Origin of the sequence: Streptomyces sp. NPDC051018 (assembly GCF_044456085.1) — a bacterium.
Classification (GTDB): Bacteria; Actinomycetota; Actinomycetes; order Streptomycetales; family Streptomycetaceae; genus Streptomyces.
The window spans coordinates 46,048-68,539 of the sequence record NZ_JBITFN010000031.1; the positions used below are offsets into that span (position 1 = coordinate 46,048).

Below are 22,492 nucleotides of genomic sequence, written 5' to 3' on the forward strand. Positions count from 1 at the left end.
CGAGGGGCGCCGTCGCATGCGCGGGGCCGACTGCACGAACGATGCGTTGTACGGGCCGACCGGGGGACCACCCCGCATGCGCGGGGCCGACGCCGTACCCGGAGGCCGCCGCGACGGCGAGCGCGGACCACCCCCGCATGCGCGGGGCCGACCGCCTGCCTCATCCACTGAGCATGTCGAACTTCGGACCACCCCCGCATGCGCGGGGCCGACCCGGCCGGGGTCGACGACCTGACCCTCGCCGACGGACCACCCCCGCATGCGCGGGGCCGACCGGGGGTTACCGGCCACGGGCGCCTCCTGCTACGGACCACCCCCGCATGCGCGGGGCCGACACCGAAGGCCGCCTGCGCACGCTGTCCGGCCGGGGACCACCCCCGCATGCGCGGGGCCGACTTACCGGCACCCCCCTTCCTCGTCGTACGCCGCGGACCACCCCCGCATGCGCGGGGCCGACCTGCTGTACTTCGGCGGCAGCAGGGTGAACCCCGGACCACCCCCGCATGCGCGGGGCCGACTTCTGCGCGGCCGGGGTGTACTGCGCGTCGAAGGGACCACCCCCGCATGCGCGGGGCCGACCCGGCGCCCCTGACCGCTGGTGGACTGGATCAGGGACCACCCCCGCATGCGCGGGGCCGACACTTGTTGACCTGCGGTTTTGTCAGCGGTCAGGCGCTGGTTTGTTCAGTTGATTTCGAGGGCCAAGGCTGCTGGCCCACCTCGTAAGGCGGTGGGTGAGGACCTCAAGGGGCATGGTCTGTATGACCTCCGTGGAGGCGTGTGGCTGAACTACCGTATGCGAACGCAGTTGTGCCGGCGCAGTCCTGGCCGATCTCGTTACGGAGGGTGTGCCGCTTCAGCGACGCCTTGATCCGGGCACAGGCCGTGCGGGCCTGGTCGGACCGCACGCGATCGATTTCGCTCAAGGGGCCCGGACCCCGGCCTCCGGGTACGACGGCGGGGTCTGCCCCGGGAGGGCGGGCTCGGGCATCCCATAGGGACTCCGGAGACGGCTGGGCTCCGCCGTGTATCGGTATGTGGCGGGCGGTCCACCCCCGCTCGTGTGGGCCGCGCTCGGTCCACCCGTACTGGCGCGTGCCCGTACGTACACATGCCCGTACGTGCCCGCACGCCGACACCCACCTGAAACAGAGCTGCGCGGCAGCGGAAACACCCCCATGACCGGCTGGAAGCGCAGCTGCCGGAGGCTGTGGACGTACGTACCCGGTCCCGGTGTACGGGATGTGGGGAGACCTGTGCTGTGCCGAGCCCTCCGAAGGCTTCCGAGCCCCACAGACGCGGAGCCGGCCACCCTGCACGAGCACTCGCCACCTCGTGCGGCACCCGCCGCACCGCCGCCCGCCCGTCTGATTACGATGCGAGCAACGAATGCCCCTATATGACCAGGTAGGAAACGTGTCGGAAGCCCGGGTCCCGGACCCTGTCAGCGTGCTGGTCGTCGAGGACGACGCCCCCATCCGCCGGGCCGTCCAACTGGCCCTGGAACGTTACGGCTACCAGGTCGCGGTGGCCGGCGACGGGCTCAGCGGCCTGGAGGCATTCCGTGCGGGCGGACACGACCTGCTGATCCTCGACGTGATGCTGCCCGAGCTCGACGGGATCGGCCTGTGCCACCGGATCCGCGAGGAGAGCCTGGTCCCGATCCTGATGATGTCCGCGCGCGGCGACGCCCTCAACGTGGTCGCGGGTCTGGAGGCGGCGCCGACGACTATGTGATCAAGCCGGTCGACACGGCAGTCCTGGTCGCCCGGATCCGTACTCTGCTGCGCCGCGCCACCTTCCAGCCGCCCCAGCCGACCCAACCGCCCGCTACCGGACCGGCGCAGCCCGTCGTTCCCACCACCGGCACCACCAGCACCACCGGCACCACCGGCACCGTCAGGACCGTCGGAACCGGCCGGACCACCGACCGACCCTCCTCCGACGGACTGCTGGTCTTCGGGGACCTGACCGTGGACACCCTCGGCATCGAGGTGCGCCGGGCCGGGCGGACCGTCCCGCTGACACCCACCGAACTGCGCCTGCTCCTGGAGTTCGCCGCCGCCCCCGGAGTGGTCCTCGACCGCCGCCGTCTGCTGCGGGACGTCTGGGACTACGGCTGGGAGGGCGACACCCGCGTCGTGGACCTGTGCGTACTCCGGCTGCGCAAGAAGATCGGCACCACCCGTATCGAGACCGTCCGCGGCTTCGGCTACAAACTCGTCCGCGACTGACCGCCGTGGGATTCCTCGACCCCCACGCCCTGCGCTGGAAGATCGCCGCGCTGACCGCCGCCGCCTGCTGCGCGGTCGCGGCCGTGATCGGCGTCCTCGTCCACACGGAGACCCGGGACCGGGGGATGGATGTGGGGCGCGACCGGGTCGTCACCCTCCTGTCGGCGGCCGAGAAGGAGTACAGCCGTACGGGGAAGGCCCTTGAGGTCAGATCGCTGGACGAACTGCCCGGGCCGCTGGCGCGGGACCTGGCCGACGAGGCGAGGAGGGGCGGACGGTACGGCATCTGGTACGACGCCAAGGGCCCGAACTGGCACTGGATGTGGGGCGCGGTGGCCGTCGGCGACCGCGCACTGGTCGTACGGACCGACATGGTCGTCGAGGTACGCAGCCTTCAGCTTCTGGACCGCAGCATCGTCACGTCCGTACTCGCGGCCCTCGCCGTCGTCGTCCCGCTCACCGCCCTGGCCACGGAGCCGATCAACCGGCGTCTGCGTCGCGGGGCCCGTACCGCCCGCGTGATCGCCGACGGCGACCTCGACGCCCGCATCGGCCGTACCGGACGGGCCCGCGACGAGATCACCGAGATGTCGGCGGCCGTCGACGAGATGGCCGGGGCCCTTCAGCGCAAGCTGGAGAGCGAGCAGCGCTTCACCGCCGATGTCGCGCACGAACTGCGTACCCCGCTGATGGGTCTGGTCACCGCGGCAGGACTGCTTCCGGAGGGCGACGAGCCGGCCGAGCTGGTACGGGATCGGGTGCGGGCACTGAACGCGCTGGTGGAGGACCTGCTGGAGATCTCCCGCCTCGACGCGGGTGCCGAGCGGGCACGCCTCGACATGGTGCCGCTCGGTGAGCTGGTCGCCGATGTGGTGCGGCGTACGGGGACGGACACCCGGGTCACCGCCGGGGACGCCCCGGGGGTGGAGACCGACCCGCGCCGGGTGGAGCGGATCGTGGTCAATCTCATCACCAACGCCCACCGGCACGGCGCCGCTCCCGTCGAGGTCACCGTCACCGGTACGCGGATCGTCGTACGGGATTACGGGCCCGGTTTCCCGGCCGCGCTGCTCGACCGGGGCCCGCAGCGCTTCCGTACCGGCGCGAGCGAGCGGGGGCGCGGGCACGGGCTGGGGCTGACCGTCGCGCAGGGGCAGGCGGGGGTCCTCGGGGCCCGCTTGACGTTCGCGAACGCCCCGGACGGGGGCGCAGTCGCCACCCTCGAACTGACCCCCGGCGCTGCCCGAAGCGTCTGAAACGGAACCGAAACGCAGTCACGCGGCGGCGGAAACAGCGTCGCACCGGTCCGGAAGAACGACTCGTCGAAGGTGATCCAGGTACGGGAACCGCATCCGTCTTCCTGGAGGTGCCCTCATGTTCGCCGACCGCCGCCCCGGCCGCCCGCCCTCCCGCCCTGACCCGGGCCCGGCCGCTCACTCCGACTCCGGTCCGGCCTCCCGCCACCCCTTCCGTTCCGGCTTCCGCCCTGCCTTCCGTTCCGGGCTCAACCGCACGTTCCGCTCCGGCCTTCGCCGTACCTTCCGTCACTCCGTCCTCGTCCCCCTGTCCGCCGCCACCTTGCTCGCGACCGGCACGGGTGCCTGGTACGCCTACGGGGGCGACGGCCCGCCCGACCCGGGCACCGCCACGGTGGCTCCCGTGGCCCCCGTGGCGGAGCGGATGAACCTGCCCTGGCCCAGCGAGGGCCAGTCGAGCGTGGAGGTCGAGGGGATCGGCAGCCTCGGCACCACGGGCAAGCAGTCCCCGGTTCCGATCGCCAGCGTCACCAAGGTCATGACCGCCTACGTGATCCTGAGGAACCACCCGATGCGGGCCGGTGCGCCCGGCGCGAGGCTGGTCGCCGACCAGCAGGCCGCAGACGAGTCGTACTCGTCGGCCGAGTCGACCTTTCCGGTGCTGGCCGGGCGCGAGTACACCCAGCGCCAGCTGATGGAATTCATGATGGTGGCCTCCGCCAACAACGTGGCCCGTCTGCTGGCCCGCTGGGACGCGGGCAGCCAGGAGGCGTTCGTCGAGAAGATGAACAGGACCGCGGCCGGACTCGGCATGACCCACACCACCTACACCGGGGCGAGCGGCATCGAAACCAGTACGAAGAGCACCGCGGCCGACCAGCTGAAGCTGGCTCGCGCCGCCATGAAGGACCCTGCCTTCCGCCAGATCGTGGCCACCCCCACCATCACGGCCCCGGGTGTCGGCGTACCGACCCGCAACACCAACAAGCTCCTCGGCCGGGACGGGGTCATCGGCCTGAAGACCGGCTCCTCGACCCCTGCGGGCGGCAACCTGCTGTGGGCCACCACTCAGGAGATCGCGGGCACCCCCCGGCTGATCCTCGGTGTCGTCCTGCACCAGCGCGCCGACACCAACCCCGCCACGGGCAGCGCCGCCGCCCATGAGGCCAGCCGCACCCTGATCAGCGCGGTCCGCGACGTTCTCCCACCCGCCGTCGCCCAGGCCCCCCGCCCCCGGAAGCCGCCGCACCCCTCCACGGGGTGAGACACGGCCCCGCAAGGGCAGAGCAGGGTTGCTACGCGATGGGGGCCTACTGCCGGCTTGTGCCGCAGGACCTCGGGAGCGGCTTCTGAGCGGTTGGATGACGCCGGAGTCGGACGGGCTGTTGGTGCGCACTCCGGACGATCGGGAACTGGCTCTACCAGGAGAGTTGGTCCGCGTGCTTCTGGCCTCGGCCCGCGAGCCGGCCCGCGGGCATGCCGTAACAGTCCAGGCATCCGAGGTGCGGTTGTCGCCCACTGAGGTCGCTGAGCTTCTCCGCTTGTCTCGGCCGTTCGTCGGCCGCTTGCTCGACGCCGGCGACATTCCCTCGACGAACCTGCCCGGCAGCGGTCACCGAGTGGTTCGTCTTGAGCACTGCTCACCGCTGTGAGCGGCATGTAGTGGCACGGCCGACCACTACGGGCTCTTTCTGGTGCGAGGGATGTCCGGTCTTCCTTCGGCCGTGACGCCGGCATCCATGTCATTCACCGGTCGTGGAGCACAGTCGGCCGAGTGACGGGGACGATGGTGAGAAGGCTCTCCAGCCCCTTGAAGTCGTCGGGGTTCGTTGTGAAAAGGGGCAGGTCCGCGGCGATCGCGATCGCCGCGATCATCAAGTCGGCCACTCGGCGCCGGGGCTTGCGGCCCGCCCCGATCACGGCTGCGCACACCCTGCCGTAGATACGGGCTGCCTCAGCGTCGAACGGAAGGGGGTCGAATTCATTCTCGGCGCGCTGAAGGATGTCCAGTCGAGCTGCGCGTTCGGCGTACTCGTCGTAGTCGTCCTGTTCCTCGTTCCGCCGCACTTCGTGGGGTCCGGCAGAGAGCTCCGCGAGAGTGATGGCGCTGATCGCCACCTCCGCGGGCAGCTCTTCCGGGTCTACCCACCTGCGCAGGATGATGATGTTGGTGTCGAGCAGGCCCTGCTGATGTTCAGCGGGCATAGGGATCGTCCGGCTCCTGCTCGGCGGTGGCACGCTGATCAGCTCGGAAGGCATCGAGGGAGATATCGGACGCGGTGCGGGACATCGCCGCGAACTCGCCGCGAGGGACAAACCGCCGACGCCGCCGGAGGGGGATGAGTTCACCGATCTGGTGGCCGTCCCGGGTGACGGTGAAGGACTGCCCTCCCTGAACAGCGTCCATGATCTCTTTCGACCGATGACGCAGATCGCGCTGAGTGATCTCATGCTGGGCTGCCATGGCTACACGATAGCCCTATGTGCTATCAGGTGCTACACCGTGGCACGGCTCACGCGCGGCAGACAGGACAAGGCGAATCCGGACTGCACGGGCGCCCCGGGCGACGATCTGGTCCCGTGACCGGGGTGGCCCTCGGCAGGCGACGAGAACTGTCCTTGACCTCCTCTGGCCCTCTGACCAGGGCCTTTGTTCATGAAGCGGGTGACGGGAATCGAACTTGCGCTCTGAGCTTGGGAAACTGCGGGCATTTACCGCCAGTTCGATCGCTGACCTGGACGAACGGCGAGGGATGACCTCGTCGGTTCCGGCAGCGTTCACCGTGATCCCCCGCTGTTGCCCCTCTCGATCCGGTGCGGTTGTGGTCCGGCTGTTGAGACATGGCGACGAGGTCGTTGCTCGCGGCGGACGCACTCAGCCGGGCAGAGGGTGGACCTCGGAAGGGGCTCGGACGGCGTCTGCCCGAGTTGGATGTACGCGGCGCCCGAGGCGTCGGTGGTCAGCGCGTCGATCCACACGGCGGTTGTTGGTCGCTCGGACAGTGGGCTGTGCAGCTCGGCCTCGACGGGTGTTCCGAAGGGGGTGCCTTCGAGCGTGGCGAGGGCGGTCCGTGTGCCGTCGGGGTGGAGCTCTGTTTCCTCGATGGTCATCCACCAGTGAAGCTCTGCCTCTGCCCGGAGTCGCTTGCCGTGCTTCTGGTGGGCGAGCAGAGCGCTGCGTCGGCCGCGGATGTGGCGGGCGATGGCGCAGCAGAGCGGGATGCCGGTGCCGTAGGAAGTGTCCACCCGCTCGTAGCCGGTGAGCGGGAAGTAGGCCAGCGTATCTTCGAGGAGCCCGAGGGCTGCCTCCTTGATGCGCGGCCGCCGGCCGTGCTCGATGAGATCCAACAGGACCGGGGTGGCGGCGTAGGCGGCCGGAAACACCATGCCGGCGTGGCCCCTGACGAAGCCGCCATTGGCGAGGGCGGCTGCCGCGCTGCCTGTCTCGTTGGCGGTGGTCGACGTCGTCAGCAGCCGGAGGGCATGAGCGACGCCCTCCGGGTCGTCCCACTGCTGCTGCGTCGGGTTGGGTATCGCGGACCAGTTCACGGCATTGACGGCGTCGAGTGACACCCTCGCATTCTGCCGGAGCGTGCTACGGGTTGGGAGGGCAGGTCGTGGCCCGGTGACCCGGACCGTGATCGGTCCGGGGCCTTTGCTCCGGTATCCGTGGTTCCCCGCACGATGTCGCGCAACTGCGGCACAACTGTGTGCGATTGGTGGGGGTGGAGCTGCCATGGGGCGAGAGATCGGGCCCCTAGGCTCTCCGCGACCGGGCGGTCCCTGGACCTGCCCCGTAAAAGCCCGATGTGGCCCCGGCCCTGGAGGCGCGCCCCATGGCGGCTGCCTGAAGTCGCGGAGGCGAGGGCCCCGGCCACGTACTCGCTCGGCCGCTGGGGTCGGCCCGTGCCGTGCGCGGGCCCTTGAACGCGTAGAGACAGTTGTCGCTCAGGTTGAGTCCGGGCTGTTCTCCAGCACGATCACGGCCATGCGGCGGAGTCGCTCGTAGTACTGGGCTTCGCGTGTGTCGATGAGCATGGGCAGGACCTTGTCGAGTTCTGCGGCGCAGTTGCGCAGTGTCCTGCGGCGGTTCTCGTCGAGGCGGTTTCCGTTGTTCTGCCATGTCGACACGCAGCCGGCGGTGTCCGCGTCCAGCATCACCATGTCGATCCCCGCCGACTCTGCTCCGCGCAGCCTGTCGGGGAAGTCCGCGCGCATGTGTTCCTTCCACAGGCGCGCCACGGTTTCGTAGGGATTGATCCGGCTCATGGGCATCATTCTGTGCCGGGGATGTGCCAGAGCGGGGGCGCGTACTGCTCCGGGTGGGTCCTGAGAAGCAGGTCCTTCAGGGCGTCGCGTTGGGTACCGGGGAGGTTGAGGGCTTCGGTGAGGTGGCGGAAGGTGGTGTGGCTGATGTGTCGTGAGCGGGCGCGGTGTTCGAACTCGGCCACCTCGCTCAGGACAGCGTCCCAATCCAGCGGCGCAGGTGCTCTGGTGCTGAGCCGCAGCGCCTTGTCGCGTTCGTAGTCGATCTCCGAGAAGCCGCAGATCTCCCGGCTGAGGGCTTCGGCCTCAGTGAGGGTGGCTGTTGCCGCGATGGCGTGGGCGAGCCGGTTGCGGGTGAAGGTGGCGTCGAGGTCGACTTCGTGGACCGTGGGGCCTTCGTCGGTGAGGGGGACGGGAAGTCCTGCGTCACGGACCTCGCACAGCCCCCGGATGCCTCGGGCCGTGGCCGCGAGCATGGCCGTTGCCTCGGAGGGATGCCATTCCAGAACCCCGTCGACGGGGTCGATGTGTTCGGGTGCCAGGGTGAGGATGTTGCGGCCGAGCAAGGGGCGGAGGGTTCCGGCCGGCAGTTCGCCGTCGAGTCCGGGGCCTGCGACCAGGAGCCGTACGGGTGCGTCGAGTTGGCAGCAGGCGGCGAGGGTGAGGGCGTCGCCGAGCGGGCTGCGGAGGGTGGGTTCGTCGCCGTGGGCGAGGATGTCGCCGCCGACGTCCAGGAGGTCGATGGACTCGGGCTCAAGGTGCTCGACCAGCGAGGTGAGTTGAACCGCGATGCCCTGGGCTCCGTAGCGGGGATCGATCAGGGTGATCGTCTGCGGGATCTCCCGTGCCAGGCGGGGGAGTGTGGAGCCTGCTGGGGCGACGGGTTCGGTGTCGGCCGTGACCGCCGGTACGTGAGGGGTCAGGGGGCGGAGTCCGGTGAAGTCGTCCGGGCTCCGGGGCCCGGGTACCGGGTCGACCAGCAGGCGGTCCCACGCGTACGTGAGGATGACCGCCGGTTCCCCGGTGCCGTACAGGGCGGCGTCGAGCATCGAGGCGGCGACCGCGTCGCCCCCGCCGCCCGCTGCCACGATCAACCGCGTCACCGGGACAGAGTACGGGAGGCGGCGTTGCCCCGACTGCGACGACACCGGCCCGGGGAGGGGGCGTATGCGGGGCAAACACAAAGTTCGTACGCATGCCTTGGTGCGGGCGATGGACGGTGAAGGTCTCCGAACCGGTCACGGCCGTTGGGGGCAGCGCCGTACGGCCGGCTACCGGACGATCTGGTGCGGGACACCTGGGACGGGTCTGGACAACAATGCAGGTCACGGCCTCCGACCAGGGCCTTTGCCGGTGGAGCGGGTGACGAGAATCGAAGTCACGCTCTGAGCTGGGGAATCACCGTTGCTCGTAGAGAAAGGCACGGTCGGGGTCCGAGGTGCCGAGGACCGTCCTCACCCCCCGACCACCCACCGGATGGCCGCGATCGCGCCCAGAAGGATCGGCGGAACAAGCCACCAGGGACCCATCGCACGACGGATCGACGGCAGAAGAGTGATCAGCAGGGCGAACCCGCTCGTGGCGATGGCGAGGACGCAGGACAGGTTGATCCCGGCCTGTGCTTCGTCGTCCCAGCTTCCCGAGGGCCGGATGGTGAGGGCCGTGTACACGAACCATGCGGCGATCGCGTGGAGGAGTGCCAGGGGGACCGCCATGACCCACCGCAGACAGCCTTCATCACCGGTCGTCCCGGCGATGTCGGGCCGATCGGACATCACTGGAGAGCTCCCTTCGCGTCGTCGAGGTTCTTGGTGAGGGCCTGACCGTAAGCCTGAGCGTCATTACCCCGCCAGTACGGTCCACCGTTGTACCAGCCGGCCGACGCCGCCGAGACCACGCGAAGCGGGGGCAAGCCTGGCTCGGTCGACGAGGACAACGCGGGTACCACGACACGGCACACGCGGAGGGCACGCCACTTCTCAAGTGGTCTGGGCTGTCAACGCTCCCGCAGAACTGACCCCCTCGGGTCGGTTCGGTCGTGCAGCTTGGGCGGCCCGGCATGGTGGGCGCATGGACGACGATCTCCCGACGGTGGCGGTGCGCCTGTGGCGGGCGGACGCCATCGTGTTGTCCGACTGGCTGATGACGACGGATCTCGACGCGGTGCCGGTCACCATCCGGCCCGGAAGCAGGCCCTGGCCGATCTGCTGTCCCGGCTGGAGCGGGCCGTGGACTCCGATGTGACCGGGGTGACGGCCGAGGACACCGCTGCTGCTCAGAGCGAGGTCGCCCGGGACATGGGCTGGTAGTTCAGTCGTGGTGGGCGCGGTTCTCCTGGGCCAGCAACTCGCGTTGTTGGGCGGGTGCGGCAGGAGTTGCCGATGAGGGTGAGGACCTCGGCGTGGTGGACCGGGCGGTCGATCATCGCGACGGGCGACCACGTCGTCGGGGAAGGTTTTCGCGGGAGCATCAACATGGACAACAGGAAAGGCCCCGGTCTGCGACCTGGGCCTTCTTCATGGAGCGGGTGACGAGAATCGAACTCGCGCACTGAGCTTGGGAAGCAACGCCCTTCTGACGGTCGTTGACCGCCTGAACAGCGGTATCGGCTGCCAAGAGACGTCCTGGGGCCCGCCCTGGCACCGGCTGCTGACCGTGGCTCACCGGATTGACGGGTACGGATCGGGCCCGGGGCGAGCACCGCTTGAGGAGTCCGGGTCTGCGTCGCTTCCGGAGGACGCCGACTTTGGGCATTCAGACCGTCGGCGTCCACTGAACACTGCGGCTGGCTATGCCCGTTGATGCCGGCGGTGGATCCCAGCTCAGGGCCGCACCCTGTGCGGCAGTCCGGTGATCAGGTTGCGCTGGTGGACCGATGCGCCGGCTCGGCAGTCCAAGAGCCAGTGAGTGTGGGATGGCTCCGGTAGCCCCGGTAGTGGACGCTGGAGCCGATCGCGCGCTGACCGACGGAGCCGCCGCGCTCAAGCCGGCCACAACACGAATGCTCAGGATCGTTCAGGCCACGGGCCACGGCGGCACAGCCGCGAGCGACTGCCGGGCGCGCCGCCCGGCCGCGTACCCTCCGATCCCCAGGCCGATCCCGACCAGGGTCAGCACGATCCCGAGGCCCCCGAGCGCCACCAATGCCGCCGGCACAGTGAAACCCTTGTGCACTCGCCCGAGCACCCCGGAGGCCGCGACGCTGCCCGACTGCTGGTCGAGGAAGAACCGCGAGTCGTACGAATTCCCCCGGTGGTCACCCAGCAGGAACAACCGCCCGTCCGGCACCCTCACGTCGTACGGTCCGGTTGTCGGGTTCGCTTCGCCGCGCATCACATACGGTTCGTCGACCGGCTTCCCGTTCACCGTGATCCGACTTCCGTCGCTCACCACATGATCGCCGCCCATCCCGATGACCCGCTGCAGGACCGGTCTGCCTTGATAGCGATCGGGCACATGGACGAGTACGACGTCACCCCTGCGTATCCCGCCCGCGTCGATGCGCTCGATGACCAGCCGCTCGCCTGGGCGGTACGTGGGCTTCATCGACTCGCTCGTGACGGTGGCCCCTTGGTAATTCGTGAGGAAGTACCCGATGCCCCCCAGCGCCAGGATCAGCCCGAGCGGCACAAGTACCCAGGCCGCGACTCTCAACCCGCTGCCCACTCCCCGCTGCTGCATGAACACCCTCCCTTGAACCGGCCGAGGCCAGGCGGACCGGTAGAGGCTAAGCGGTCTCGGGGCGGGAACGCACAGCCGCCGGACTCGACCGGCTGGTTGAGGTGCAGCGCTGTGCGGCCGGCACAGGACGGTTTGGCACGGATCTGGTGCGCGATGCCTGAAATGGTCTGGACAACAACAAACCCCCGGGTCCCTGACCTGGGGGTTTCTGTGTGGAGCGGGTGACGAGAATCGAACTCGCGCTCTGAGCTTGGGAATCAGCACTCCTTCTCGGCTCTACAGGGCGTTGACCAGCGCAAACGGATGCCGGGGGAGGGCCTTCGGACCTCCCCCGGCATCCGTTGTTTGCCGTGATTCACCCTCCGTTCGGGCACGGATCGGGCACGACGGGCCTGGTGGTCCGTAGCTGCATAGGGGATCGGTCAGCAGCGGTCGTACCTGCCGCTGCTGGTCCCTGAGGGACGGCAGCGGAGGGTGGCTGTCCAGGTCTGCTGTACCGCAACCTCCGCGCTCACCCCTCTAGCTCGACTGGTCGGATGCGGGCGTCGAATGTCCACTCTGCTCATCCGGCCTGCGGTGGGCCCCTCGGTACGCGGAGTGCGCAGCGGCCACTCCGCCCAGTACTGCTGCTGCGGTGCTCAGTGGCACCGCAAGGTCGGGGACGGCCCAGACTCCCAGGATGACGAGTCCCAGCAGCACCAGACCTGCCACCAATGCCGGAAACGAGCGGGTGCGACCCTGTGGAGACTTCCCCCCGAGGCGTACATTCATGAAGGCACCTTCTTCTTCGTGTGATGCGTTGACCGAGTTGGTGTGAGCGCGGCCCCTCGTTGCACCGAGGGGCCGCATGCCTTGACCTGCAGCTACTGTGCTGCACCGGAGGGTGGTGTACGTCCATCCAGTCAGAACCCTTTGGCCCGCATGTAGTGGCTGGTGGCTTGAACGAATCTGCAGGTAGACGGCTCGTTTCCATGCGGGCCAAAAGGTCCGATGCCGTTCTGGTGATGATCAGAACCCTTTGGCCCGTATATAGTTTTTAACGGCTTCAGCTAAATTTGCAGGTCAGCGCTAAGCTGCCATGCGGGCTGAAAGGTCATAGGGGGCGGGTCATGTCGAGAAACGCTGAGCGGCGGGCTCATCGGGTTCGGGCGCTGGATGCACTGGCGGAACGGGTAGAGCGGGCGACGTCTGTGCTGCACCAGTTGCATGCACGTGGCGGAAATTGGCCCATGCAGGTCAAAATTCGGGCCACTCTTTTTACGGCCCACCCGTATTCGGAACCCCCGATCTCTCGCATTTCTGCGCCGAGGGGCGTCAATCTGCAGATTTATCTGTTGGCTCTTTTTGAAGCCCAGAGCAGAAAGCGGAGTGGCATGGTGGGCCCGTGCCCACTTCCAATCTCGGGTTCGGAGATTTCTTGGGTTGATTTGATTGTGTCTGAAGCCAAAGAGAATATGCAGGCTAAGGCTCCTGTGACTGCAAGGCAAAATAGGGTTCGTCAGGTTAAGTCATCGATCAAGCGGCTCGCTGACGAAGGTTTGATCCTGAGGAATGTCGGCGACCCGGACAGTCCATTTCCTCTGATGCTCCTGCATGAGTACGACGCCTATGGGTCTGAGAAGCGCGACTATGTAGTTCCTGAATCCTACGAAGGTCCGCCAACGGTAGTGACTCTCTCCAGTCATTTCTTCACTAATGGCTGGGTGTACTTGCTCACGGATGCCGAGATTCGAATCTACTTAATCTTGAAGCATCTGGCAGGGAGATTTCCTGATGTGCATCGAACGCGCGGAATCTACTGCACAGATCGAGATCGGGGTCAACTCTATAAAATTTCACGCGACACGTATGAGGCGCATCTAACTCTCGCCAAATTTGGGTTGATCGAGAAAGTTGAAAACCCGTTGCGGCACGGCGACGGGAAGGTGGTCGACTTTGAAAGGGTGATGAGAATTCAAGGGGTCGTGGCACCCCATCGATTCAGAGTGCTGCCTGATTTCAATCTCCTTGAATCTCCGCGAGGGAAAGTTCGAAGAGCCTTGATTAATTATCCCCCCAGTTATCGTCAGATGACCAGCAAGGGCGCCCAATTCAACGCCCTTTAGGGGAACGCCGGCGGCGCGGCTTTGGGCGGGAGCTGTCATGGGGCGAGAGGCCGGGGGCCCGTAAGCTCAGCGCGACTCGGGCAGTCCGTGGACCTGCCCGCAAAGCCCGAAGTGGGCCCCCGGTCTTCGAGGCTCGCCCCATGACGGCTGCCTAAAGCCGCGAAGCCCCCGGCCACAACGGGGTTTACCACCCAACTGCCCGCACCCGCTGCACCACGCGGCCCGGCGTGCCGGGCCCGGAGCGGGGCGTAGACAGGAGCGTCGGGCCCGGCGGCAAGCGCCGGGCCGCGAGCGGCGAGCGGAGCGAGGCGCCTTGAAACCGTAGGGAAAGTTGTTACTCAGTCGGCCGTGTGGGCTGGGTGAACTGCTCTGCGCAGGCTGGGAGGTTGACGCCCCGGCGGTGGGCGAGCTTCGCGAAGTGGACTGGGCGGGCGGTCCATTGGATGGTCGTTCGGGCGTGGGTGATGGTGAGGGCGCACGGCTTGCCTGCTGTGAGGGTCGTAACCGTGGTGGCGTACTCCAGGGAGAGCCAGTCCCATGCCCGCTCGAAGGGTTCGGGTTCGAGGGCGGAGACGAGAGTTCGCAGGGCAACTCTGATCCAGCGGACGGCCTGGGTCGCCGTCTCGACGTCGATGGAGCCGACGAGGGCGGGCGGGGCGCCCGTCCCGAGATCGTGTGTCCAGCACTCGCACCAGTAGCCGGGAGTGAGCAGGGGATCGGTCATCGTGTGTTCCCGGTGGGTCGGGCGGAGAGTATGAAGCGGGCTGACTCGTCGTGGAGCGTGAGGGTATACGTACCGCCGTGGGCGAGCAGGGTCCGGGCGCGGTCGTGTTCGGGTTCGTCGGTGAGCCAGTGGTGGGCCGGCGCCGCGTACGGGGGGTCGAGCTGTTCGGTGACGTCCTGGACGCGGGCGCGGAGCCAGCGGAGTGCGAGGCGGGGGCTGCGGGCCTGGTGGGTGCTGAGGGGGATGGCGTGGCCCGGGACGGCGGTGATGGCGGTGGCCTCGCACCAGTAGCCGTGCCCGTGGCCATGTCCGGGAGTCGGTACGAGGGGTAAGGCGCTGGTCGTCACCACGGGTGCCCTCCGGGGCGGTCGGTGTGGAATTCCGCGGTGACGGTGTGGCCCTGGCCGGTGTCGTGGACGGCGAAGCCGTGGGCGAGTGCGGTGATGATGTCGAGTCCCCGACCGTTGAGCGCCAGGTCGTCCGCCGCCGTCGCCTCCGGGATGGTCTCGCTGTCGCCTCCGTCCGTGACGGACACGGCGACCACGTGCGCGGAGAGCGCCAGGCTCACATGGAAGAGGCCGTTCGCCCGGCCGCTGGCCGTGTAGCGGAGTGCGTTCGTGCCCAGCTCGCTGACGATCAGGGCGATGTCGTCCGCGCTCGGATGTCCGCTGAGGATGTCGCAGGCCCATCGGCGCGCCCGGCTGACCTCTTCCCGGAATCCCGGGCAAGTCAGGCCCCAGACCCGGACCTGACTCATATACTCGTGCATACAAGTTCCTTTACGCTGGTGGGCGGCCATGAACCGTGGGTGTGTGCTAGACGAGTTTCACGCCGTCGTGGGCGCGTACGGCGGGCGGGGACACGGCGTCAAGCGCGTCCTGAACCCGGATCGCGTACGCCTCGTCGGCCAGTGCGGCGACCTCGTCGCGCGTGACCCAGCGCAGTGCCCTGGTCTCGTCGCCGGTGGTCGGCTGGCCTTCGATGGCGTGGCAGCGGAAGACGAGCGAGACGATCAGGCCCGTCATGTTCTTGTAGACACCGGTAAGGGTCGCCGGAAGGGCGATCTTGATACCGGTCTCCTCCAGTACTTCGCGCTGAAGGGCGTCGGGAAGGGTCTCCCCCGCCTCGACGACACCGCCGGGCGGCTCCCACTTGCCGTTGTCGCGTCGCTCGATCAGCAGGGCGCGGCCGTGGTCGTCCACGATCACCCCGGCGACGCTCACGGAATGGGGGCGCTCGACAGTGGTCACGTTCGGTGTTCCTCATCAGATACGGCTTACTAGGCTCATCACCGTAGCAACAGCACTCAGCCTCTTGTCTAGATAACCAAAGGAGTGACCATGACCGCTCTCCCGTCCGGCCTGCTCGGCACGCTGGACCCGACCAGCGATCGGGCCGTCTTCCGGCAGATCGCCGACCATCTGCGGGAAGCCATCGACAAGGGGCGCTTCGCCGAGGGTGCCAAGCTGCCCTCGGAATCCGAGCTGGTCGAGCACTTCGGCGTCTCCCGGATGACCGTCCGCAACGCTCTCGCCCTGCTCCAGAGCGAGGGCCTGGCCTCCTCCGAACACGGCAAGGGCGTCTTCGTACGACCGCGTCCGCCGGTCCGGCGGCTGGCCTCCAACCGGTTCGCCCGGCGCCACCGTGAGCAGGGGAAATCCGCCTTCATCGTGGAGGCCGACGAGGCGGGCAGCCGTCCGGAAGTCGACAACCTGCAAGTGAAGGAGGAGCGGCCCAGTACGGACATCTCCACCCGGCTCGGCGCACCCCGACGCGTACTCGCGAGGCGCCGCCGCTACCTGCTCGACGGCCGTCCGGTCGAGTTCGCCACCTCGTACCTCCCGCTCGACATCGCCCGTGACACCCCGATCGCCCAGCCCAACCCGGGACCCGGCGGCATCTACGCCCGTCTGGAAGAACTCGGCCACACCCTCGACCACTTCGACGAGGAGATCCGGGCCCGGATGCCCTCGCCCCAGGAGGTCAAGACACTGCAACTGGCCTCGGGCGTACCCGTCTTCCATCTGATCCGCACCGCGTTCGACACGAAGGGGCGGGCCGTGGAGGTCTGCGACACCGTCATGGCGTCCGACGCGTACATCCTCAACTACCACCTTCCCGCCAACTGACACGCGGGACGGCACGGGATGCTGACGCACCTTCAGGAGGCGGCCTTCGCGGAACTCGTACACACCAACACCCATACTCGTATAGACGAGTGGTCAAGATGTATGGCACAGGGGACGGCGTTCCTGCATGTCTTTAACTCCCGCCGCATCTTGTCTAGATGACTAGATGCTTGGTGGGGGTCATCCCAAGGAGAGATCCCGTGCGTTCCATCCGAGTCGACACCTCCACCGCCACGATCCTGCTGACCGAGACACCCGAGCCGAAGATCCGCGACCGGCAGACCGGTGAGATCGCCAAGGATGCCGAGAGCGGAGAGTCGCTGATGAAGATCGGCGTCGTGTACATCGACGAGGGCGAGTCCGCGCTCGTCCACGTCACCATCCCGGAGAGCGGCATCACCGATGGGCTGGCTCTGGGCTCGCCGGTCTCGCTGCCCGGCCTGGTCGCCCGGCCGTGGGACTCCGTGTTCAACGGGCAGGCGCGGCACGGCATCGCCTACCGTGCGGCTGCGGTCACCGCCGGGGCAATGCCTGCCGTACTCGGCGCGGGGGCCTGAATGTCCGAGCCGCTGATACCGGTCTGCCTGGCCGTACTCGTCGCCCTCGGCATCGGGGCGGCCACGGTACGGACCCGGTACCCGGCCCTGTACTGGCCGGTCCTCGGGCTGCCGCTGGCACTCGCGCGGGTCATCGTCTCGTACGGCTCGGTGATGGACTCCTGCGGCCTGACGGTCCAGCCCTCCCGGCTGCGGGTCCTCGCCGTACGGGCGGCGACGCGACGGGAAGTGCGGCCCGTACCGCCTCGCCGGGGCCTCGTCCGGCCGACGCGGACGGGACTCCGGTTCCGTATCCGCCTCGCTCCCGGCCAGGAACCGGCCGACGTCGCCGCGTCCACCGAACGGCTCCGGCACGCGTGGGGCGTTCACGGCGTGCATGTCGCCCTGGCCGGGCCGGGCTTCGTCGAGCTGCGACTCGTCGGCTACGACGTACTGCGGACGGTACGGATGCCCAAGCCCGCGCCCGCCCGGCCGCTGCGGCTGCCCGTTGCCCTCCGTGAGGACGCGACCGCATTTGTACGGGACTACCTGGCGATCCCGCACCAACTCACCCTGGGCGCGACGCTGTCCGGCAAGTCGATGTACCTCCGCAACCTGGTCGCTGGCCTCGCCCGGCAGCCGGTTGCCCTGGTGGGGATCGACTGCAAGCGGGGTGTGGAGCTGGCGCCGTTCGCTCCTCGGCTGTCGGCGCTGGCGACCGATCCGGCGGAAGCGGCCGAACTGCTGCCCGTGCTCGTGAGGGAAATGGAGGACCGGTACGACCTGATCAAGGCCCACCAGGGCGACGGCGAGGGCATCACGTCGGACGTGTGGGGGCTGCCGGATGAGATACGGCCCGTGCCGGTCGTGCTCGTCGTCGACGAGGTGGCCGAACTCTTCCTCACCGCGACCAAGAGGGACGAGGAACGGCGGGACGAGATGGTCACCCACCTGATCCGCCTTGCTCAGCTCGGCCGTGCGGCGGGGATCTATCTGGAGGTCTGCGGCCAGCGCTTCGGCGCGGAGCTGGGCAAGGGGGCCACGATGCTCCGGGCCCAGCTCACCGGCCGCGTCTGCCACCGCGTGAACGACGAAGCCTCGGCCAAGATGGCGCTCGGCGACATCGCCCCGGAAGCCGTCGCCGTGGCCTGCTCCATCGCACCCGAACAACCCGGCCTCGCCGTCGCCGGGGACACCTCCGGCGGCTGGTCCCGCATCCGTACGCCGTACCTCTCCCTCGCCGACGCTTCCACGGTCTGCCGTGAGTCCGCAGCTTTTGTACCGGACCTGCCCGCGCTGAAGCACTTCCGGCCCGTCGTGCCCGACCTCGCTCCCGCGTTGGTTCCTCTGATCAAGCCGCGCCCCGCCACCGGCTGAACCCACCCCCCGAATCCGGCCCTCTCGCCGACGCCCTACCCCGTCATGCCCGGAACCGAAAGGAGCCCCCGCGTTGCGCCGCCACCTGGCCCGGATCGACGCCGTACTGATCCAAGCCGTCATCGCCGGTGCCCTGTCCTTCGCCCACCTTCACGACCTGGCAGAAGCCGCCGGACAACACGGCTGGAAGGCATGGGCCTACCCGGTCTCGGTCGACCTGCTGCTCGTCGCGTCCTGGCGTCGGCTGCGCTCCGGGCAGGCTGCCGTATCCGGCTGGTGCTGGTTCGTCACGGCACTGGTCGCCTCGCTCGGGGCCAACGTCGCCACCGCCGGACTCCTCGACCTCGACGACGTACCCGACTGGCTGCGCATCCTCGTCGCCGGATGGCCTGCCATCGCCTTCCTCGGCGGGACGCTGCTCGCTCATGACCCGGCGCCGGACACACACGAACCCGTACCGGAGCCGCTTCCCGGTCCGCCGTCCGCCCCCACACCGGCCGCGCTGATGGAACACGCCCGGAAGGTGGCCACCGCCCACAAAGCCCGAACCGGCCACCCCATCGACGCCGACACCCTGCGCACCCGGCTCGGCATCCCTGCCGTCCTCGCCGATCGGATCGCCGCACAACTCACCTGAAAGGAGGGGCCTTGCGCCCCAAGCGCTTCACGAACCTGGTCCGGATCGGGCCCGTGCACGTCGGCAGCTTGTACGACGGCCGTGGCCGGGAGAAGCACACGGCTGCCTGTACGGCTCCGCGCTGCGGTTTCTCCGCTGATTACGACTCCCGCGCTGCCGCCGAACTCGCGGCCCGTACCCACCGCTGCCCTGCCCGCTGAGGAGAGACAGCCATGACCGTAAGCCTGCCGCTCGTCCTGGTCCTGGGCGTCATCGCCTGGGCCGCGATCAAGTTCCTCGGGGTCCGCCTCTGGGTCGTCGCCGTCGTCGCACTCTTCGGCTTCTACCTGAACGAGACCTTCCTCGCGCCCGCGATCGACTCCGGCACCCGTACCGGCGTCGACATCGTCAACGGCGACGACCGCCGCTGACGGCCCACCGGGGCGGCCCTGATACCGCCAAGCATCCGCCGCCCCGGCGGGCCCATCCCCTTCGCCCGGCACACGCCAGACAGAGGAGAGAACCATCTTCACCCGCGACACCCCGCCCCCGCTCGCAGAACTCAACCGCCTCGCCACCTACGGCCAACTGCCCGGCCTGATGCGTCAGCTCTCCGCCCTCGGCGGCTGCACCCGCCCGATCCGGCTGACCGGCCACCGCACGGAACACCGCCTCGACACCGGAACCGGCGAGATCGGCCCCGTCCTCCGGCAGCTCGACTCCAAGGACCTGCCCGCCGGACAGCTCCTCGTCCGCTGCAACAACCGCCGTACGACCCGGTGCGCGTCCTGTGCGGAGGTCTACCGCCGGGATACGTACCAGCTGATCTCGGCCGGGCTGCGGGGCGGCAAGGGCACTCCTGAGGCGGTGGGCACCCACCCTCGGGTGTTCGCCACCTTCACGGCGCCTGGCTTCGGCCCGGTCCACAACCGTCCCTCGGGGCGTCCGGCCTGCCGCTGCGGAGCTGCCCACGCACCCGATGACCCGGCCCTGGGCACTCCGCTCGACCCAGACACGTACGACTACGAAGCGGCTGTCCTGTGGAACGCACATGCGGGGATGCTCTGGCGGCGGTTCTCCATCCACCTCCGTAGGGAGATCGCCAAGCGCGCGGGGCTCACCCAGCGCGACTTCCGTCACCATGCCCGCGTCTCCTTCGCCAAGGTCGCCGAGTACCAGCGGCGCGGGGCAGTGCACTTCCATGCCGTCGTACGCCTCGACGGAACCGGCGGCGGCAACACCCCACCCCCGGCCTGGGCCACCGCCGAACTCCTCACCGACGCGATCCGCACCGCCGCACAAGCCGCCCGGATCACCGGCCCGGTCATCGACGGACGGTCGTATGTCTTCGCCTTCGGGCGTCAGCTCGATGTACGCGTGATCCGGTCTGCCGACTTCGAGGGCGGTACGGAATTGTCCGACCGGGCCGTTGCCGCGTACATCGCCAAGTACGCGACCAAGGGCGCCGAAACCGCCACCGGCACCCTCGACCGCCGTATCCGGCTCCTGGCCGAACTCGCCACCACCGACCTGACCGACCATGCCCGCCGGATGATCCGCACGTGCTGGGCGCTCGGGGCCCGTAAGTCCCTGGAACACCTCCGCCTCCGGGCCTGGGCTCACATGCTCGGCTTCCGCGGCCACTTCTCCACCAAAACCCGCCGATACTCCACCACCCTCGGCACCCTCCGCCGGGCGCGTACCGAATGGCAGCGACTCAGAGCAGCACTCGCCCGTGGCGAGGACCCGGCCGCTCCGACTCCCACCACGCTCGTCCTCTCCCACTGGGCCTTCGCCGGAACCGGCCTGACCGGCGCTGAGGAATGGCTCGCCGCATCCCTTGAACCCGCCCCCGGCACGGAAGGAGATCCCACCCGATGACCGAGCGACTTCTCAGCGTGGCCCAGGTCGCCGAACTGCTCGGCACCACCGAGCGCTTCCCCCGTCGCCTGATCGCCGAACGGCGGATCACCTTCGTCAAGGTCGGTCGGCACGTCCGCATCCCCGCATCCGCCCTGGCGGGCTACATCCAGGGCAACACCGTCCAGCCCCTCGTCCGTCGCCGGTCGAAGCGGTACGGGAGGGCTGCCTGATGGGGAAGAAGAAGCGCCGGTTCGGGCGCATCCGGAAGTTGCCCTCCGGCCGCTATCAGGCGCGCTACCTCGGTCCGGACGGCGTCGACCATCCCGCGCCGAACACCTTCGCGACGCTCAGGGACGCTGATGACTGGCTCGCGGAGCAACAGACCGACATCCGCAAGGGCGAATGGCTGGACCCTGATGCGGGCGCCATCGACTTCGGGACGTACGCCGTGCAATGGGTCGATGAGCGGGGCCTGTCGGCGACGACGGAGGAGCTGTACCGGCGACTGCTCCGGCTCCACATCTTGCCCACCTTCGGGAAAGTGGACCTTGATCAGATCACACCCCCGCACGTTCGTACCTGGCGTGCGGAGCGGCGTAAGGCGACTGGTGAGACGACGGTGGCCAAGTCGTACCGGCTGCTCAAGGCTGTCATGGAGACGGCTGCCGATGATGAGCTGATCCGGCGGAATCCGTGCCGGATTCGTGGTGCGGGTAAGGAGTCGGCGGCTGAGCGGCAGATCGCGACCGTGGACCAGGTGGACGGGCTCGCTGATGCTCTGGGGCCGCGCTGGCGGCTGATGGTGTTTCTCGGTGCGTACGGGCCGATGCGGCCGGAGGAGCTTGCCGGGCTGCGGCGCAGGGATGTCGACCTGGAGGAGCTGACTGTTCGGGTGCGGATGGCCGCGCCTGAGCTGACGTCCGGTCGGCGGGCTGAGGGACCGACCAAGTCCGATGCGGGCAAGCGTGTGGTGGTTCTGCCGGCCTTTCTGCGTGTGGATCTTCAACGGCATCTGGCCTGGTACGCGGAGAAGACAGCGGACGGGCTGCTGTTCGTGGGGGAGCGGGGGAAGCCGTTCCGGAGGTCCACGTTCGGGCGGAAGTGGAGCAAGGCAAGGACTCGCGTCGGACTCCCCGCCGACTTCCGGTTCTACGACCTCCGGCACACCGGTCACACCCTCGCGACCCGGTCCGGCGCGACGCTGAAGGACACGATGGTCCGGGCCGGACAGTCGTCCGAAAAGGCGGCGCTGATCTACCAGCATTCCGACACCGAACGTCAGCGGGAGGTTGCCGCCGGGCTCGATGACATGGTCAGTGCCGCGCGGGCAAGAGCGGCCGGTCGCGTGCCCGTTGAGCGGGCATCGGGCACGGAACGGGCACGCGACGCCTGAAGTGGTCTAGACAACAACAAACCCCCGGGTCTCTGACCTGGGGGTTTCCGTATGGAGCGGGTGACGAGAATCGAACTCGCGCTCTGAGCTTGGGAATCCCATGATCTAGATTCGGGTATCTGCAGGTCAGGCGCTAGATCGGTGCATGCGACGTGCGGTTTGCTGAGGCACTCCATCGCCCGTGTTGACCGCTGTGGACCGTTCTTACCAGTGCGGCGGGGGGGGGGGGGGGGGGGGGGGGGGGGGGGGGGGGCGCGCCCCCCCCCCCCCGGGCGCCCCCCCCCCCCGGGCGGGGCGCGCCCCCCCCCCCCC

26 protein-coding genes, 1 pseudogene and 1 CRISPR repeat array are annotated in these 22,492 nt (G+C 68.7%); of the genes and pseudogenes, 16 read left to right on the forward strand and 11 right to left on the reverse strand.

The features are described from left to right. Positions 1–3: 3 nt before the first annotated feature. A CRISPR array of direct repeats spans positions 4–640; the repeat unit is 28 nt; unit sequence GGACCACCCCCGCATGCGCGGGGCCGAC. A gap of 749 nt (positions 641–1,389) precedes the next feature. From ACIBCM_RS33175 to ACIBCM_RS33190, 4 genes and pseudogenes are all read left to right on the forward strand, one after another. Continuing rightward, a pseudogene (locus ACIBCM_RS33175) lies at positions 1,390–2,234 on the forward strand (response regulator transcription factor). A 5-nt stretch (positions 2,235–2,239) separates the two neighbouring features. Then, on the forward strand, positions 2,240–3,490 hold the full coding sequence (locus ACIBCM_RS33180; RefSeq protein WP_399249816.1) for a sensor histidine kinase: 1,251 nt from the start codon (positions 2,240–2,242) through the stop codon (positions 3,488–3,490). Between the two features lie 118 nt (positions 3,491–3,608). Beyond that, positions 3,609–4,754 carry a D-alanyl-D-alanine carboxypeptidase family protein gene (locus ACIBCM_RS33185; protein ID WP_399249818.1) on the forward strand — a complete coding sequence of 382 codons (1,146 nt, stop codon included), beginning with the start codon at positions 3,609–3,611 and terminating at the stop codon, positions 4,752–4,754. A gap of 97 nt (positions 4,755–4,851) precedes the next feature. Further along, positions 4,852–5,142 (forward strand): helix-turn-helix domain-containing protein, encoded by a 291-nt coding sequence (locus tag ACIBCM_RS33190; protein WP_399249820.1) that lies wholly within the window; start codon positions 4,852–4,854, stop codon positions 5,140–5,142. A gap of 94 nt (positions 5,143–5,236) precedes the next feature. Here ACIBCM_RS33190 and ACIBCM_RS33195 read toward each other — a convergent pair whose 3' ends face one another. The 6 genes from ACIBCM_RS33195 to ACIBCM_RS33220 all read right to left on the reverse strand — a co-directional run bounded on the left by ACIBCM_RS33195 (position 5,237) and on the right by ACIBCM_RS33220 (position 9,531). Further along, positions 5,237–5,695, reverse strand: a complete 459-nt coding sequence (locus ACIBCM_RS33195; protein WP_399249822.1) for a type II toxin-antitoxin system VapC family toxin — start codon at positions 5,693–5,695, stop codon at positions 5,237–5,239. Further along, a complete protein-coding gene (locus ACIBCM_RS33200; RefSeq protein WP_399249824.1) occupies positions 5,685–5,954 on the reverse strand; it encodes a type II toxin-antitoxin system Phd/YefM family antitoxin in 270 nt (89 codons plus the stop codon). The genes ACIBCM_RS33195 and ACIBCM_RS33200 overlap by 11 nt, the downstream gene beginning before the upstream one ends. 314 nt (positions 5,955–6,268) lie before the next feature. Beyond that, a complete protein-coding gene (locus ACIBCM_RS33205) occupies positions 6,269–7,063 on the reverse strand; it encodes a hypothetical protein (RefSeq protein ID WP_399249826.1) in 795 nt (264 codons plus the stop codon). 375 nt (positions 7,064–7,438) lie between these two features. Further along, positions 7,439–7,759: a hypothetical protein gene (locus ACIBCM_RS33210; RefSeq protein WP_399249828.1), complete on the reverse strand. Its 321-nt coding sequence runs from the start codon at positions 7,757–7,759 to the stop codon at positions 7,439–7,441. Positions 7,760–7,764: 5 nt separating this feature from the next. Beyond that, positions 7,765–8,859, reverse strand: a complete 1,095-nt coding sequence (locus tag ACIBCM_RS33215; RefSeq protein WP_399249830.1) for a DUF1152 domain-containing protein — start codon at positions 8,857–8,859, stop codon at positions 7,765–7,767. A 351-nt stretch (positions 8,860–9,210) separates the two neighbouring features. Continuing rightward, positions 9,211–9,531: a hypothetical protein gene (locus ACIBCM_RS33220; RefSeq protein WP_399249831.1), complete on the reverse strand. Its 321-nt coding sequence runs from the start codon at positions 9,529–9,531 to the stop codon at positions 9,211–9,213. A gap of 295 nt (positions 9,532–9,826) precedes the next feature. Between ACIBCM_RS33220 and ACIBCM_RS33225 the strand changes: the two genes are divergently transcribed. Further along, positions 9,827–10,000 carry a hypothetical protein gene (locus ACIBCM_RS33225; RefSeq protein WP_399249833.1) on the forward strand — a complete coding sequence of 58 codons (174 nt, stop codon included), beginning with the start codon at positions 9,827–9,829 and terminating at the stop codon, positions 9,998–10,000. 771 nt (positions 10,001–10,771) lie between these two features. Here ACIBCM_RS33225 and lepB read toward each other — a convergent pair. Then, the gene (gene lepB / locus ACIBCM_RS33230; protein WP_399249835.1) at positions 10,772–11,437 is read right to left on the reverse strand and encodes a signal peptidase I; all 666 of its coding nucleotides are present in this window, start codon (positions 11,435–11,437) and stop codon (positions 10,772–10,774) included. Positions 11,438–11,986: 549 nt separating this feature from the next. On the opposite strand from lepB, the gene ACIBCM_RS33235 reads away from it, so the two are divergent. Together ACIBCM_RS33235 and ACIBCM_RS33240 are read left to right on the forward strand one after the other, a co-directional pair. Then, a complete protein-coding gene (locus ACIBCM_RS33235) occupies positions 11,987–12,232 on the forward strand; it encodes a hypothetical protein (protein WP_399249837.1) in 246 nt (81 codons plus the stop codon). Positions 12,233–12,546: 314 nt separating this feature from the next. Beyond that, complete coding sequence (locus tag ACIBCM_RS33240; protein WP_399249839.1) at positions 12,547–13,542, forward strand: hypothetical protein; 996 nt, start codon at positions 12,547–12,549, stop codon at positions 13,540–13,542. A gap of 334 nt (positions 13,543–13,876) precedes the next feature. Here the strand turns inward: ACIBCM_RS33240 and ACIBCM_RS33245 are convergent, their stop codons facing one another. From ACIBCM_RS33245 to ACIBCM_RS33260, 4 genes are read right to left on the reverse strand one after another with little or no spacing between them, the layout of a single operon-like run. Next, positions 13,877–14,266: a hypothetical protein gene (locus ACIBCM_RS33245; protein WP_399249841.1), complete on the reverse strand. Its 390-nt coding sequence runs from the start codon at positions 14,264–14,266 to the stop codon at positions 13,877–13,879. Then, positions 14,263–14,616 carry a hypothetical protein gene (locus tag ACIBCM_RS33250; RefSeq protein WP_399249843.1) on the reverse strand — a complete coding sequence of 118 codons (354 nt, stop codon included), beginning with the start codon at positions 14,614–14,616 and terminating at the stop codon, positions 14,263–14,265. The genes ACIBCM_RS33245 and ACIBCM_RS33250 overlap by 4 nt, the downstream gene beginning before the upstream one ends. Then, positions 14,610–15,035, reverse strand: coding sequence for an ATP-binding protein (locus ACIBCM_RS33255; RefSeq protein WP_399249845.1), 426 nt, complete (start codon positions 15,033–15,035; stop codon positions 14,610–14,612). Before ACIBCM_RS33255 ends, ACIBCM_RS33250 begins: the two co-directional genes overlap by 7 nt. A 46-nt stretch (positions 15,036–15,081) precedes the next feature. Further along, entirely contained in the window at positions 15,082–15,489 is a 408-nt protein-coding gene (locus tag ACIBCM_RS33260) for an NUDIX hydrolase (protein WP_399249869.1), read from the reverse strand. A 117-nt stretch (positions 15,490–15,606) separates the two neighbouring features. Between ACIBCM_RS33260 and ACIBCM_RS33265 the strand changes: the two genes are divergently transcribed. The 9 genes from ACIBCM_RS33265 (at position 15,607) to ACIBCM_RS33305 (ending at position 22,180) form a co-directional block, all read left to right on the forward strand. Next, complete coding sequence (locus ACIBCM_RS33265) at positions 15,607–16,395, forward strand: GntR family transcriptional regulator (protein WP_399249847.1); 789 nt, start codon at positions 15,607–15,609, stop codon at positions 16,393–16,395. A 200-nt stretch (positions 16,396–16,595) separates the two neighbouring features. Then, complete coding sequence (locus tag ACIBCM_RS33270) at positions 16,596–16,952, forward strand: hypothetical protein (protein WP_399249849.1); 357 nt, start codon at positions 16,596–16,598, stop codon at positions 16,950–16,952. Next, positions 16,953–18,308: an FtsK/SpoIIIE domain-containing protein gene (locus ACIBCM_RS33275; protein ID WP_399249850.1), complete on the forward strand. Its 1,356-nt coding sequence runs from the start codon at positions 16,953–16,955 to the stop codon at positions 18,306–18,308. Positions 18,309–18,381: 73 nt separating this feature from the next. Then, positions 18,382–18,945, forward strand: coding sequence for a DUF2637 domain-containing protein (locus tag ACIBCM_RS33280; RefSeq protein ID WP_399249851.1), 564 nt, complete (start codon positions 18,382–18,384; stop codon positions 18,943–18,945). Between the two features lie 11 nt (positions 18,946–18,956). Beyond that, the gene (locus ACIBCM_RS33285; RefSeq protein WP_399249853.1) at positions 18,957–19,145 is read left to right on the forward strand and encodes a mobile element transfer protein; all 189 of its coding nucleotides are present in this window, start codon (positions 18,957–18,959) and stop codon (positions 19,143–19,145) included. Between the two features lie 12 nt (positions 19,146–19,157). Next, entirely contained in the window at positions 19,158–19,355 is a 198-nt protein-coding gene (locus ACIBCM_RS33290) for a hypothetical protein (protein WP_399249855.1), read from the forward strand. Between the two features lie 169 nt (positions 19,356–19,524). After that, on the forward strand, positions 19,525–20,805 hold the full coding sequence (locus ACIBCM_RS33295; protein ID WP_399249857.1) for a replication initiator: 1,281 nt from the start codon (positions 19,525–19,527) through the stop codon (positions 20,803–20,805). Continuing rightward, entirely contained in the window at positions 20,802–21,017 is a 216-nt protein-coding gene (locus ACIBCM_RS33300) for an excisionase family DNA-binding protein (protein WP_399249859.1), read from the forward strand. The genes ACIBCM_RS33295 and ACIBCM_RS33300 overlap by 4 nt, the downstream gene beginning before the upstream one ends. Further along, positions 21,017–22,180 (forward strand): tyrosine-type recombinase/integrase, encoded by a 1,164-nt coding sequence (locus ACIBCM_RS33305; protein ID WP_399249861.1) that lies wholly within the window; start codon positions 21,017–21,019, stop codon positions 22,178–22,180. Before ACIBCM_RS33300 ends, ACIBCM_RS33305 begins: the two co-directional genes overlap by 1 nt. The last annotated feature ends 312 nt before the right edge of the window (positions 22,181–22,492 follow it).

What these genes read in the sequence shown, in the direction of transcription:
- ACIBCM_RS33185 (WP_399249818.1), top strand. Translation starts at nt 3,609, where the DNA reads ATGTTCGCCGACCGCCGCCCCGGCCGCCCGCCCTCCCGCCCTGACCCG.
- ACIBCM_RS33190 (WP_399249820.1), top strand. Translation starts at nt 4,852, where the DNA reads ATGACGCCGGAGTCGGACGGGCTGTTGGTGCGCACTCCGGACGATCGG.
- ACIBCM_RS33195 (WP_399249822.1), bottom strand. Translation starts at nt 5,695, where the DNA reads ATGCCCGCTGAACATCAGCAGGGCCTGCTCGACACCAACATCATCATC.
- ACIBCM_RS33200 (WP_399249824.1), bottom strand. Translation starts at nt 5,954, where the DNA reads ATGGCAGCCCAGCATGAGATCACTCAGCGCGATCTGCGTCATCGGTCG.
- ACIBCM_RS33210 (WP_399249828.1), bottom strand. Translation starts at nt 7,759, where the DNA reads ATGAGCCGGATCAATCCCTACGAAACCGTGGCGCGCCTGTGGAAGGAA.
- ACIBCM_RS33220 (WP_399249831.1), bottom strand. Translation starts at nt 9,531, where the DNA reads ATGTCCGATCGGCCCGACATCGCCGGGACGACCGGTGATGAAGGCTGT.
- ACIBCM_RS33225 (WP_399249833.1), top strand. Translation starts at nt 9,827, where the DNA reads ATGGACGACGATCTCCCGACGGTGGCGGTGCGCCTGTGGCGGGCGGAC.
- lepB (WP_399249835.1), bottom strand. Translation starts at nt 11,437, where the DNA reads ATGCAGCAGCGGGGAGTGGGCAGCGGGTTGAGAGTCGCGGCCTGGGTA.
- ACIBCM_RS33235 (WP_399249837.1), top strand. Translation starts at nt 11,987, where the DNA reads ATGTCCACTCTGCTCATCCGGCCTGCGGTGGGCCCCTCGGTACGCGGA.
- ACIBCM_RS33240 (WP_399249839.1), top strand. Translation starts at nt 12,547, where the DNA reads ATGTCGAGAAACGCTGAGCGGCGGGCTCATCGGGTTCGGGCGCTGGAT.
- ACIBCM_RS33245 (WP_399249841.1), bottom strand. Translation starts at nt 14,266, where the DNA reads ATGACCGATCCCCTGCTCACTCCCGGCTACTGGTGCGAGTGCTGGACA.
- ACIBCM_RS33255 (WP_399249845.1), bottom strand. Translation starts at nt 15,035, where the DNA reads ATGCACGAGTATATGAGTCAGGTCCGGGTCTGGGGCCTGACTTGCCCG.
- ACIBCM_RS33265 (WP_399249847.1), top strand. Translation starts at nt 15,607, where the DNA reads ATGACCGCTCTCCCGTCCGGCCTGCTCGGCACGCTGGACCCGACCAGC.
- ACIBCM_RS33275 (WP_399249850.1), top strand. Translation starts at nt 16,953, where the DNA reads ATGTCCGAGCCGCTGATACCGGTCTGCCTGGCCGTACTCGTCGCCCTC.
- ACIBCM_RS33290 (WP_399249855.1), top strand. Translation starts at nt 19,158, where the DNA reads ATGACCGTAAGCCTGCCGCTCGTCCTGGTCCTGGGCGTCATCGCCTGG.
- ACIBCM_RS33295 (WP_399249857.1), top strand. Translation starts at nt 19,525, where the DNA reads ATGCGTCAGCTCTCCGCCCTCGGCGGCTGCACCCGCCCGATCCGGCTG.
- ACIBCM_RS33300 (WP_399249859.1), top strand. Translation starts at nt 20,802, where the DNA reads ATGACCGAGCGACTTCTCAGCGTGGCCCAGGTCGCCGAACTGCTCGGC.
- ACIBCM_RS33305 (WP_399249861.1), top strand. Translation starts at nt 21,017, where the DNA reads ATGGGGAAGAAGAAGCGCCGGTTCGGGCGCATCCGGAAGTTGCCCTCC.